Below are 12316 nucleotides of genomic sequence, written 5' to 3'. Positions count from 1 at the left end.
AGGTGAGGCACATATGAGGAAATGGATCGCACGCCTGGCTGTGCTGGGCGTCGCGCTGTTAATGGCAGGTCAGGGCCAGGTGGCCCATGCCCAGGAACCTGCGGCGGGGAAGAAGGTACTCCGAGTCGGGGCCACCCAGGCCGTCGACTCGATGAACCCCTTCCTGGCGGTCCGCCTCGTCTCCACCTCGATCCACCGGTGGATGTACGGCTTCCTGACGGTCCCCGACAGCAAGACCCTCCAGCCCAGCCCGGACCTCGCCGAGTCCTGGACGTCCTCCGACGACGGACTCACCTGGACGTTCAAGATCCGGCAGGCCAAGTGGTCCGACGGCCAGCCGATCACGGCCGACGACGCCGCCTGGACGCTCAACAAGATCATGACCGACGACGCCGCGAAGACCGCCAACGGCCCGGCCGTCGAGAACTACGAGAGCGTCACGGCCAACGGCCAGGACCTCGTCATCAAGCTGAAGGCGCCCCAGGCCTCCATCCTGGAGAACCCGATCCCGATCATGCCCAAGCACGTCTGGGAGAAGGTGACCGACCTCGCCAACTACGAGGCCGACACCTACCCGACCGTCTCCAGCGGGCCCTACATCGCGGTCGAGCACAAGAAGGACCAGTACGTCAAGCTGCAGGCCAACCCCAACTACTGGCGGGGCAAGCCGAAGATCGACGAGCTCCAGGTCATCTTCTACGACAACCCGCAGGCCGCCATCGCCGGCCTGAAGAAGGGTGACATCGACCTCATCGGCCGCCTCGCGCCGCCGGAGTTCCAGGCCATCCAGAACGACCCGAACATCGTGGCGTGGAACAACCAGGGCCGCCGCGCCGCGTACCTGGAGGTCAACCCCGGCGCCACGACGACCGACAACAAGCCGGTCGGCGACGGCCACCCCGCGCTGAAGGACGTGAAGGTCCGCCAGGCGCTGCACTACGCGATCGACAAGCAGAAGCTCGTGGACGAGGTGCAGAGCGGCCTGGCCAAGCCCGCCGACGGCTCGATCGTGCCGCCCATGTACAAGGACTTCTTCTGGGAGGCCACCGGCGACACCAAGGTCACCTACGACCCGGCCAAGGCCAACAAGATCCTCGACGACGCGGGCTACAAGAAGGGCGCCGACGGCGTCCGCACGATGCCCGACGGCAAGAAGAAGCTGGAGTTCCGCTTCACGATCCACGCCGACACCCCGATCGAGGACAAGCTCGGCGAGTACCTGACCGGCTTCTTCAAGGAGATCGGCGTCACGCTGACCACCGTGAAGCTCGACTCCAGCAAGTTCTCGGAGGAGACCGGCGTCACCGGCAACTACGACATCGCGATCAGCGGCTGGTCCGTCAACCCCGACCCGGAGGAGGTCCTGGCCACGCACCTGTGCAGCCGGCGGCCGACCCCCAAGGGTGAGGGCGGCGGCACCGAGTCGTTCTACTGCGACCCGACCTTCGAGAAGCTCTACCAGGAGCAGCTCAAGGAGCTCGACCGCACCAAGCGCGCCGACCTGATCAAGCAGATGCAGGAGCGCCTCTACACCGAGGCCCCGATCATCGCGATCTACTACACGAACGACCTTGAGGGCTACCGCAAGGACCGCATCACCAGCATCACCTCGATCCCCGAGGAGAACGGCCTGCTCTACGGCGGCAGCGGCTACTGGCCGTTCTACACCGTGGACACGGTCGCGGCCCCGGCCGGCGGCTCGGCCTCCGGCGGCGGCTCCAACACCGGTCTCATCCTCGGCGTGGTCGGCGGCGTGGTCGTCCTCGGACTGGTCGCGTTCCTCGTGACCAGGCGGCGCAAGAGCGCCGCGGACGAGCGCGAATGACCGCACCGCTCGAAGCAGCCGAGCCCGCCGCCGTCCAGGCGGCGGCGGGCCCCGGTGACGAACGCCCCACCCACCGCGGCACGCTGCAGTACGCGCTGTCGAAGGCGGGTGGGGCTTTGTTCAGCATCGCGATGGTGATCATCGGCACGTTCTTCGTGTTCCGGCTGCTGCCCGGCGACCCCGTGCGCAACCTCGCGCAGGGCCGGAACATGACGCCGACCCAGCTCGCCCTGGAGCGCCACCGGCTGGGCCTGGACAAGCCGATGCTCGACCAGTTCGTCGACTTCGTGGGCAAGACGCTCCGCTTCGACCTCGGCACGTCGTACGAGTACAAGCGGCCCGTCCTCGACCTCATCGGTGAGCGGCTCGGGCCGACCCTGCTGCTCGCCGGCGTCGGCCTGGTCATCGCGGTCAGCCTCGGCCTCTGGCAGGGCACGCGGGCCGGCTGGCGGCACAACTCCCGCTTCGACCGGGTCTCGACCGGCGTCTCGCTGGTGCTGTGGTCGGTGCCGACGTTCTGGCTCGGCCTGCTGCTGCTCATGGTCTTCGGCGTCGGCATCGGGCCGATCCCGGGCATCTTCCCGACCCGGGGCATCGAGAGCGTGGACGCGCCCGACGGGTTCGCGTACGTGCTGGACGTGGCCTCGCACATGGTGCTGCCGTGCCTGACGCTGGTGGCCGTGGTCTACGCCCAGTACCTGCTGGTCATGCGCTCCTCCCTGCTGGAGGAGGTCAGCCAGGACTACGTGACGGTGGCCCGCGCCAAGGGCCTGCGCGACGACGAGGTACGGCGCCGCCACGCGGTGCCCAACGCGCTGCTGCCCACGGTGACGCTGGTGTTCATGCGCATCGGCTTCGTCGTCGGCGGCGCGGTCACCGTGGAGACGATCTACAGCTGGCCCGGGCTCGGGCAGCTCTTCTACGAGGCGATCAGGGTGCCGGACTTCACGCTCATGCAGGGCACGTTCATGCTCATCACCGTCGCGGTGATCCTCATGAACACGCTGGCCGACGTGGTCTACCGCATGCTCGACCCGAGGGTGAGGTCCGCGTGAGCGCCGTCGCGACGGGGTCCGTGGCCTGGAGCCGCAGGCGGCTGGCGTTCGACCGGTTCTGGCGGGACTTCCGGCAGCACCGGGGCGGCATGGTCGGCCTCCTGGCGCTGGTCGTGGCCGTGGTGCTGGCGCTGGTCGCGCCGCTGTTCATCGACGACAGCGTGACGAGCGTGGTGTCCGGCACCAGCGACGATTTCGCGCCGCCCAGCCTCGCCGCGCCGTTCGGCACCGACGAGTCCGGCCGCTCCGTCCTGCTCATGGTCTGGTGGGGCTCGCGCACCTCGCTGCTCATCGGCTTCCTCGCCGCGCTGCTCAGCATCGTGATCGGCATGGTCGTCGGCATCGCCGCCGGGCACTTCCGCGGCTGGCTGGGCGCCACGCTCATGCGGATCACCGACTGGTTCCTGGTGCTGCCCTCGCTGATCACCGCCATGGTGCTGGCCGCCATCCTGGGCGGCAGCACGTTCACCATCATCGTGGCGATCGGCGTCACCACCTGGGCCACCACGGCCCGGCTCATCCGCGCGCAGACGCTCGCCGTGGAGGCCCGGCCGTACATCGAGCGCTCCAAGGCGCTCGGCGGCGGGCACTGGCACATCACCACCCGCCACGTGCTGCCGAACGTCGCGCCCCTGCTGCTGGCCAGCACCACGCTGGAGGTCGCCAGCGCCATCGTCACCGAGTCGACGCTGGCCTTCCTGGGCGTCAGCGCGAACAAGACCTCGTGGGGCACGATGCTGCGCGCCTCCTACGACTTCGGCGCGGCGACGGCGGGCGCGTGGTGGTACATCATCATCCCCGGCCTGTGCATCCTGGCCGTCGTCATGGCGTTCACGCTGTGCGGCCGGGCGCTGGAGGCCGTGCTCAACCCGCGACTCAGGAAGGCGGGCTGATGGCTCTGCTCGAACTGGACGACGTCTCCGTCACCTACCGCATCGCGGCCGGCGAGGTGCCCGCCGTACGGGGGGTGTCGCTCACGCTCGACGCGGGTACGGCGCTCGGGGTCGCCGGCGAGTCGGGGTCCGGCAAGTCGACGCTGGCCATGGCGCTGCTGCGGCTGCTGCCGCGTGACGCCCGCGTCGGTGGCCGGATCCTGCTCGACGGCGACGACGTCCTCGCCATGAAGTGGGGCCGGCTGCGCGCCGTCCGCTGGGCCGAGGCGTCGATCGTCTTCCAGGGCGCCCAGCACGGGCTCAACCCGGTGCAGCGCATCGGTGACCAGATCGCCGAGCCGCTGCTCGTCCACGGCCTGGCCAAGCCCGACAGCGCGCGCGGACGCGTCGCCGAGCTGCTGGAGCAGGTCGGGCTGCCCGCCTGGCGGGCGCGCAGCTACCCGCACGAGCTGTCCGGCGGGCAACGGCAGCGCATCATGATCGCCATGGCGCTCGCCTGCTCGCCCCGGCTGATCATCGCCGACGAGCCGACGACCGCCCTGGACGTGATGGTCCAGGCCCAGGTCCTCACGCTGATCAAGGAGCTGCTCGCGGAGCGCGGCATCTCGCTGATCATGATCTCGCACGACCTGTCGGTCCTCGCCGACGTCTGCGACCGGCTCGCGGTCATGTACGCGGGGCGGGTGGTCGAGCACGGACCCTCGCGCGAGGTGTTCCACGACCCCAAGCACCCCTACAGCGCCGCGCTGGCCGCCGCGTTCCCGACCGTGGGCGACCCGGTCTCGCGGCTCGCGCCCAAGGGCCTCGGCGGCGACCCGCCCGACCCCATGGACCTGCCGCCCGGCTGCTCGTTCCACCCGCGCTGCCCGGTCGCGCTGGACGAGTGCCCCACACTCGACGTGAAGCTGTGGCCCGCCGGTCCCGAACGCCGCGCCGCGTGCGTACACGTACGGCCGGAGCAGGCCGAGCCCGCGGAGACCACCCTGGAGGTGTCGTGACCGAGACACAAGCGCCGGTGGAGGCTGTCGGCACGGCCCGGCCCACCCTGCTGGAGGCCCGCGACCTGCACGTGGAGTTCCCCTCGCGCGGGCGCGCCGCCCGCGCGGTCGACGGCGTGGACCTCGCGATCGGCGAGGGCGAGATCGTGGCGCTCGTCGGCGAGTCCGGCTGCGGCAAGACCACCCTGGCCCGCACGCTCCTCGGCCTCGAACGCCCCACCTCCGGCTCCGTCCTGTACGGCGGCACGGCCCTGGAGTACGGCTCCAAGGCGCTCAAGGCGTACCGCCGGGAGGTGCAGCTCGTCCTGCAGGACCCGATGGGCTCGCTCAACCCGCGCCAGACCGTCTACGAGGCCGTCGCCGAGGGGCCGCGCATCCACGGCCTGGCCGGCGAGCAGGAGATCGTGGCCTCGGCGCTCTCCCGCGCCGGGCTCCGGCCGCCGGAGCGGTTCTTCCTGCGCTACCCGCACGAGCTGTCCGGCGGCCAGCGCCAGCGCGTGGTCATCGCCGGGGCGCTCGCGCTGGAGCCCAAGGTGCTGATCGCCGACGAGCCGGTGGCCTCGCTCGACGCCTCGGTGCGGGGCGAGATCCTGGCCCTGCTGCTCCGGCTGCGCGACGAGCTGGGCCTGTCGGCCCTGGTCGTCACCCACGACCTGGGCCTGGCCTGGAACATCGCCGACCGGGTGGCGGTCATGTACCTGGGCCGGATCGTCGAGTCGGGTCCCGTGGAGCAGGTGCTCACCGCGCCCCGGCACCCGTACACGCAGGCCCTGCTGTCGGTGCTGCCCGAGTCGCCGGAACGCGTCGTGCTCACGGGCGAGCCGCCGGACCCGACGCGGATCCCCGGCGGGTGCCGCTTCCACGCCCGCTGCCAGGTGCTCGCCTCGGGGCGGGCGGCGGAGGCGGGGGTGGACGGCAGGTGCCGGACGGAGCCGCTGTCGGTGCTCCCGGCGGTGCCCACGGCGCAGGCGGCCTGCCACTACGCGGCGGTCACCGACTGAGCGGCCTGTTCAGGGGCGGAAGGCGGCGGCGTGCTCGGCGGCCCACTGGGCGAAGGGGCGCGCCGGCCGCCCGGTGACCTGCTCGACGGTCGGCACCACGGTGTAGCCCACCTCGGGCGTGTTGCCGAGGGCCTGCACGAGGAACTCGACGGTCTCCTCACCCATCCCGTGGGAGCGCCACTCCGCCCGGGCCTCCTGCTCGGTGAGCTCGGTGAACGTGATGTCCAGGCCGGTCGCCTCGGCGAGGACGCGCACCTTCTCCCTGGTGGTCAGCGCCTCGGGGCCGGTCAGCGTGTACGTGCGGCCGCCGTGTCCCTCCCCGGTCAGCACGGCCGCCGCCACGGCCGCGATGTCCGCCTCGTGGACCAGGGCGCTCAGCCGGTCGCCGAACGGCTCGCGCACCACGCCGTGGGCCTTCACCGAGCCGGCCCACCAGCGCAGCGTGTTGGACATGAACTCGACGGGGTTCAGCAGCGTCCACTCCAGGCCCGTGGCGTGCTCCGCCGTGGCGTGCTTCCCCGCGGCGGCGAGGGCCCGCTCCAGCGGCCCGTCGGCCCGGCCGCCCAGCACGCTCACCTTGCGCACGCCGGCCTTGACGGCCAGCTCCACGATCTCGTCGCCGCGCTTCAGCGGGGCGTAGTCGTCTCCCGCGAACGTGATGAGGTGGGCGGCGGTGACGCCGTCGAAGGCCGCGACGAGGCTGCCGGGGTCGGCGAGGTCGCCGGCCACCACCTCGACGTCTGCGGGCAGGAGTTCGGAGGCGCGGGCCGAGTCCCTGGTCAGGGCGCGGACCTGGCGGCCGGCGCGGACGAGCTCGTCGACGACGAGGCGGCCGACGGTTCCGGTGGCACCGGTCACGAGGATCGTCATGGGGACTCCCTTGCAGTCTGGGAACGGAACGCTCTGTTCTTCTACAGACTATCAGAACGGAACGATTCATTCCACAGTTTTGTAGTCCTCCAGCGTGATGGCGTCGGCGGCGCGGTGGATGGCGCCGGCGACCCGCTCGATCATCCGGTCGCGACCGGGCAGGTGCGGGAGCAGCCGGATCATGAAGAGCTGGAAGCGGATGGCGAGCCGTGATCCCATCACCATGCCCTTGAGGTTGGCTGGGCCGAGCTTCTGGTTGGCCTCGACGAACGGCCGCATCGCGCTCTCGTACCGCTCCAGCGCGCCGCCTTCGAGGCCGTGGCGGGCGAGCTCGCCGGCGAGCACGTACGCGCCGACCAGCGCGAGGCTCGTCCCCTGTCCGGAGGCCGGCGAGGCGCAGTAGCCCGCGTCGCCCACCAGGACGACCCGGCCGCGCGACCAGCGGTCCATGTGGATCTGGCTGACCGAGTCGAAGTAGAAGTCGTCCGAGCGCCGCACGGCCTCCAGCAGCGCGGGCACCTCCCAGCCGACCCCCGCCATGGCCTCGGTCAGCAGCTCCTTCTGCCGGGCCGGGTCGCGATGGTCGTAGGAGAGGGCGGGCGACGACCACATGAACAGCGCCTTGGCGGTCGGGTCCTGCCGGGTGCTGTAGACGTTCGCGGTGCGGCCGGGCGCGGCGTGCACGGCCTCCTCGCGGTCGAGGCCGAGGTGGTTGGGGACGGTGGAGATCGAGATGTGGGCGCCGAGGTCGCGCCGGAAGCGCTCCTCCGGGCCGAACGCGAGCCGCCGGGTGACCGAGTGGACCCCGTCGGCCCCGATGACCAGGTCGAACCGGCGCGGCGCGGAGCGTTCGAACGTCACGGTGCCGTCCTCGGCGATGCCGGTGATGGTGTCGTCGAAGAGGTACTCGACGTCGTCGCGCGTGAGGTCGTACAGCAGCTCGTTGAGGTCGCCGCGCATGATCTCGGCGTCGTCGCCCGTGCGGCCGCCGAACAGGTCGGCGTCCATGGTCGCGACCGGGTGGCCCGCGGCGTCGTAGTGGGTCGCGTGGCGCATGTCCGTGCCGCGTGCGCGGACCGCCTCCAGCAGGCCCATGCGCTCGATCACGTCGAGCGCGGCGCCGCGGACGTCCACCTTGTAGCCGCCCGTGCGGATGGCGGGCGCCCGCTCGACGACGGTCGGCGTGAAGCCGTGACGCCGCAGCCAGTAGGCGGTCGTGGTGCCGGCGATGCTCGCCCCGGAGATCAGGATGTTCGTCATGCCGAGAACGGTACAAGCGTGTGAGACGCTTGTCCAGAACGAATGTGTGAGACGTCTGTGTTAGCCTCGGGTCATGGGAAATCGTGAGGACCTGCTGGCGGGGGCGAAGCGCTGCCTGATGGACAAGGGCTACTCCCGCACCACCGCCCGCGACATCGCGAGCGCCTCGGGAGTGAGCCTGGCGGGCATCGGCTACCACTTCCGCTCGAAGGACGCGCTGATGAACGAGGCGCTGTTCGAGGCGATGAGGGAGTGGGGCGACGAGCTGGCGGCCACGCTGGCCGGCTCGGTGGAGCCCGACGCCACGCCGCTGCGGCGCTTCGAGGTGGCCTGGGACCGGGTCGTCGAGTCGTTCGACCGGCTCCGGCCGCTGTGGGTCACGCAGTTCGAGCTCATCGGGCAGAGCGACCACCTGCCGGAGGTGCGTGAGCACCTCGTCCAGGGGCTGCACGCGGCGCGGGACGGGCTGGCGGAGCTGTTCGCGGGCATCGACCCGGCCGACGACCCGGAGCGAGCCCGGCTGGTGGGCTCGCTCTACCAGGCCATGCTGACGGGCTTCCTGTCCCAGTGGCTCCTGGACCCGTCCACGGCCCTCAAGGGCTCGGAGGTCGCCCAGGCCCTCCGCCTGGTCACTGCCTGACCCTGCGGTCCTCGTTCGGTGTGGGCTCTCAGAAGCGCGGTCCTCGCTCGGTGGCACGCGCTTCGCGCGAGAGGGCTCGGGCTGTGACTGTGGGGGAGCCGAGCTCCCCCACACCCCCTTGCCGGGGGCTTCCCAGCCCCCGGACCCCCCGGCCTGGGCCGTCGGGATCCTGTCGGGCTTCAGCACATCCGTATCGAAGAATTTCGAGCGGAGCGCAGAGATTTCGTTTCGCCAGGATCGATCGCGCATCGTGATGAGGCAGCGCGACAGGGATCAGGGGCGGAAGAGGGAAGCCCTCCGCCTGAGGCGAGCATGCTTCGCTCGTCCTCTGTTCTGTCGAAGTTCGGCGTCCGGTTGTCGCGGCGGGCAATGTCTGAGCATCCCAGTTCAAGGCGATGGCACTCTGTGGCGGCCGTCGGCCGACCTACCTGCGCCCTATTCTCCGCCTGCAACGCGGCGAGCCGAGGGGGCGCCGGGCCTGGCGCTTTGACATCCCGTGAGGATGATCGCTATCTATTGGCTAACCGTTAGGGGGTGGAGTGGGAGGCGGAAGAAGACGAGGAACCCTGACGCCCGTTGTATCGCGTTGACTGTCTCAGTGACGGCAGGACCCGCATATGGTCATCCGCCTAAGCCGCCTGTGCCCAAGGAGGCAGCCGGCCCACTGCCGTCCGAACAAGGAGATCCGGTCTGATGGAAAGGGAGCACGAAGTGGCAGCTGTCCCCGCCGGCGTCCGGCGATTATTGGTGGACACAGGGGAACCCCGAGCATGGGTGTCCCCGAGGACAGACCAGGTGATGGCGCTGCTCGGCATCTGGTTCGGGGTCGGACTGATGATCGACGCCTGGGCGCACACCAACCTGACGGAACTGGAGACCTTCTTCACTCCATGGCACGCGGTGTTCTACTCCGGCTTCGCCGTGGTGTCCGGCTGGATCATCTGGCAGGTGTGGCGCAACGTGCGCGCCGGGCGGCAAGGGCTGGCGGCCGTCCCCAACGGCTATCTCGCCGGGCTGGTGGCGATTCCCGCGTTCGCCGCCTTCGGATTCGCCGACATGATGTGGCACACCATCCTCGGCATCGAGACGACCATCAACATCCTTTTCAGCCCGTCGCACCTCGGCCTCATCGTGACGATGATGCTCATCATCACGACCCCGGTGCGCTCCGCGTGGAACGCCCCCGACATCGGCGCCCGCCCGTCGCTCGGCCGTCTGCTGCCCGCCCTCGTCGGGCTCGCGTTCGCCACCACGCTGGTGTCGCTGTTCCTGTCGTACGGCGACGCCATGCAGTACCGCCCCGAGTCGATCGTCCAGGCGTTCTCCATGCTGGATGACTCGGGCGGCCCCGGCCGCGGACCGGTGGGCCCGGGCGCCGACCGGGTAGCCGTCGCGATGGTCGTCACGAACGTCGTCATGTTCAGCCCGGTGCTGCTCCTGGTGCGCCGCTGGCTGTTGCCGTTCGGCTCGGTGACCGTCATGTACGCGATCATGGTGCTCATGCCGGGCGCCCAGACGCAGTTCCGCAACGTGCCGATCCTGTTGTCGTTCGTGGTCGCCGGGCTCGTGAGCGACCTGCTGATCCGCTGGCTGCGGCCGTCGGGTGAGCGGCGCGCCGCCTACTGGGCCTTCGCCGGGCTGTCGGCCTTCGCCACCTGGTCGCTGTACATCGGGGTCGCCTCGGCGACAGGGGGCGGCCTGCCCGCCGTGCCCGAACTGTGGACCGGCGCGCCGGTCATCGCCGGGCTGATCGGGCTGGCGCTCGGGGCGCTGCTCCTGCCCAACGCGGTCACGTCCGAGCCGGCCCGCCCCCGCGCGGCCGACGCCGAGCGGGCATGATCCGAGTCCTGTGCCTGGCCGCCGCCCTCGTGCTGGTGCTGGCCACCCCCGCCGCGGCGCACAACGTCACGGCGGGGGCGGACCTGCGGATCGCCCAGACCATCGCCGGCGCCGAGGTCACAGTGGTGATCAAAGGAACGACCCGGGTGCCGGGCCCGCTGCGGATCGGCGTCGTCGCCTACCAGCCGGTGTCCGGCCTGCGCTTCGGCCTCGAAGTCCGCTCCGTCGAGGACGGCCACACGGTGACCGGCACCGCCGAGGCGACGGCGAACCCGCAGTACACGCAGCTCCAGGTGGAACGGACCGGACCGCACGAGCTGAAACTGAGCGCCGGGAACGAGACCGCCGTCATCCCGTTCCGCGTCCTCGTCGAACGCGGATCGGCGGGCGAGCTCCTCATCTACGGCGGCCTGTTCGTGGCCGCGATCCTGCTGGTGGGCGGCCTGCTCACCGGGGCGACGGCCCGGCCGGGACGGACGATGGCGCTGGTCGCGGGCGCCGCGGCCGGGGTGACGGTCGCCGCCATGGTCATCGCGTTCGAATCGCAGGTGCCGGCGCCCCCACCCGCCGGCGCCGCACCGACCCCCACGACATCGGCCGCGGCGGGGCGGCCGTACGCGCAGGCCCGTATGGAGACGGTCCCGGCCCGGCCGGACGCGGGAGAGACGTTCACCCTGCGCGTCGATCTCGTCGACGGCAACACCGGGCGGCCCGTGGACGACCTCACCGCGCACCACGAAGCGCTCGCGCACCTGGTCGTCACCAGCGAGGACGGACGCTACTTCCGCCATGTGCACCCCCTGCGCACGGCACCCGGCCGCCTGGAGGTCAGACTCAGCGCCGACCGCCCCGGCCGGTACCTCGCGCACACCGAGTTCGAACGAGAGGACTCAGGCGGGCAGCTCGTCGCCGCGGATTTCACCGTCGGAGAGACGGCCACGGCATCGGACAAGGCGTCGGACATGGCGTCGGAAAAGGCGTCGGACAAGGCCGAGACAACGGGCAGCACGGGCGTATCGGCGCAGGCCGGTACGACCGTCGCGCCGCGCCTGCAACCCGCCGTGCCCGTCGCGGGCCGCCCCACGATGATCGAGCTGGACACCCCCGCGGGCGTGCGAACCTGGCTCGGCATGACCGGTCACCTGCTCATCCGCAGTCAGGACGGCGCATTCTTCGGCCACGTGCACGAGATGGGCGCCCCGGGGTCCCGGGCGCGCTTCACCTTCAGCTTCCCCGCACCGGGCCGGTACCTCGCCTGGATCCAGTACGCCACGGCCGACCGCATCGTGACCGTCCCCTTCACCGTGAACGTGACCGCATCGGAGGCCCAGTGGCCGCATCGGAGGCCCAGTGACCACATCGGAGACCCAGTGACCACATCGGAGACCCAGTGATCACTTCGGAGGCCCGGCGATGAAGAGGTGGCACGCGGTGGCCGCGGCCGCGCTCGTGGCCGCAGCGGTGGCGCTGTACGTCGTGAACAGGAGCGCGGCGGCCGAACCCATCAACCTGACCACCACGGGCACCCGCTACGCCGCCACCGTCCGCATCGCGGACCCGGTGCCCGGCCGGGTCACCGTGGAGGTCACGGTGAGCAAGGGGAACGCCGACACCGTGGCCCTGTCGGCGGTCATGGCCGAGATGGGACACTCCACCCCCGAGATCTCCGCCACCAGGCGTGAGCCCGGCCGCTTCGTGGCCGTGGGCGAGCTGTTCCCGATGAGCGGCGTCTGGGAGCTGTCGATCCGCCTCGACGGCCCCGCGGGCGAGGAGCAACTCGCCGTCAAAACGCTGATCGCGAAGTAGACACTCACTCACGGACCGGGAGGCTTTGCCTTCGGGTGGGCTGAAAAGCGCGGTCCTCGCCGACGGGCACGCGCTTCGCGCGGGAGAGCTCGGGCTGTGACAGTGGGGGAGCCGAGCTCCCCCACGCCC

General features: G+C 71.0%; 11 protein-coding genes. 9 read left to right on the top strand and 2 right to left on the bottom strand.

The window, feature by feature from the left end; all coding sequences use genetic code 11:
* The first annotated feature begins 13 nt into the window (after positions 1–13).
* Genes HTZ77_RS40850 through HTZ77_RS40830 form a run of 5 tightly spaced genes read left to right on the top strand, consistent with a single transcriptional unit; the run spans position 14 to position 5772 of the window.
* Positions 14–1825: an ABC transporter substrate-binding protein gene (locus tag HTZ77_RS40850; RefSeq protein ID WP_175595154.1), complete on the top strand. Its 1812-nt coding sequence runs from the start codon at positions 14–16 to the stop codon at positions 1823–1825.
* The gene (locus tag HTZ77_RS40845; RefSeq protein ID WP_175595153.1) at positions 1822–2880 is read left to right on the top strand and encodes an ABC transporter permease; all 1059 of its coding nucleotides are present in this window, start codon (positions 1822–1824) and stop codon (positions 2878–2880) included. The genes HTZ77_RS40850 and HTZ77_RS40845 overlap by 4 nt, the downstream gene beginning before the upstream one ends.
* The gene (locus tag HTZ77_RS40840; RefSeq protein WP_175595152.1) at positions 2877–3773 is read left to right on the top strand and encodes an ABC transporter permease; all 897 of its coding nucleotides are present in this window, start codon (positions 2877–2879) and stop codon (positions 3771–3773) included. Before HTZ77_RS40845 ends, HTZ77_RS40840 begins: the two co-directional genes overlap by 4 nt.
* The gene (locus tag HTZ77_RS40835) at positions 3773–4771 is read left to right on the top strand and encodes an ABC transporter ATP-binding protein (protein WP_175595151.1); all 999 of its coding nucleotides are present in this window, start codon (positions 3773–3775) and stop codon (positions 4769–4771) included. Before HTZ77_RS40840 ends, HTZ77_RS40835 begins: the two co-directional genes overlap by 1 nt.
* A complete protein-coding gene (locus HTZ77_RS40830) occupies positions 4768–5772 on the top strand; it encodes an ABC transporter ATP-binding protein (RefSeq protein WP_407940644.1) in 1005 nt (334 codons plus the stop codon). The genes HTZ77_RS40835 and HTZ77_RS40830 overlap by 4 nt, the downstream gene beginning before the upstream one ends.
* 9 nt (positions 5773–5781) lie before the next feature.
* On the opposite strand, the gene HTZ77_RS40825 is transcribed toward HTZ77_RS40830, so the two are convergent.
* Together HTZ77_RS40825 and HTZ77_RS40820 are read right to left on the bottom strand one after the other, a co-directional pair.
* A complete protein-coding gene (locus HTZ77_RS40825; protein WP_175595150.1) occupies positions 5782–6642 on the bottom strand; it encodes an NmrA family NAD(P)-binding protein in 861 nt (286 codons plus the stop codon).
* Positions 6643–6708: 66 nt separating this feature from the next.
* A complete protein-coding gene (locus HTZ77_RS40820) occupies positions 6709–7902 on the bottom strand; it encodes an FAD-dependent monooxygenase (protein ID WP_175595149.1) in 1194 nt (397 codons plus the stop codon).
* A 73-nt stretch (positions 7903–7975) separates the two neighbouring features.
* Here HTZ77_RS40820 and HTZ77_RS40815 point away from each other — a divergent pair, with 73 nt between their 5' ends.
* The 4 genes from HTZ77_RS40815 to HTZ77_RS40800 all read left to right on the top strand — a co-directional run bounded on the left by HTZ77_RS40815 (position 7976) and on the right by HTZ77_RS40800 (position 12187).
* Complete coding sequence (locus tag HTZ77_RS40815) at positions 7976–8542, top strand: TetR/AcrR family transcriptional regulator (RefSeq protein ID WP_175595148.1); 567 nt, start codon at positions 7976–7978, stop codon at positions 8540–8542.
* A 774-nt stretch (positions 8543–9316) separates the two neighbouring features.
* Entirely contained in the window at positions 9317–10381 is a 1065-nt protein-coding gene (locus HTZ77_RS40810; RefSeq protein WP_328809063.1) for a hypothetical protein, read from the top strand.
* Positions 10378–11775, top strand: coding sequence for a hypothetical protein (locus HTZ77_RS40805; RefSeq protein WP_175595147.1), 1398 nt, complete (start codon positions 10378–10380; stop codon positions 11773–11775). The genes HTZ77_RS40810 and HTZ77_RS40805 overlap by 4 nt, the downstream gene beginning before the upstream one ends.
* Positions 11776–11794: 19 nt before the next feature.
* Positions 11795–12187: a hypothetical protein gene (locus tag HTZ77_RS40800; RefSeq protein WP_175595146.1), complete on the top strand. Its 393-nt coding sequence runs from the start codon at positions 11795–11797 to the stop codon at positions 12185–12187.
* Positions 12188–12316: the final 129 nt, after the last annotated feature.

It is taken from the genome of Nonomuraea montanisoli (genome assembly GCF_013363975.1).
In the GTDB taxonomy this organism is placed as follows: domain Bacteria; phylum Actinomycetota; class Actinomycetes; order Streptosporangiales; family Streptosporangiaceae; genus Nonomuraea; species Nonomuraea montanisoli.
The sequence above is the reverse complement of the archived record's forward strand: the minus strand, read 5'-3'. Positions and strand labels throughout refer to the sequence as shown.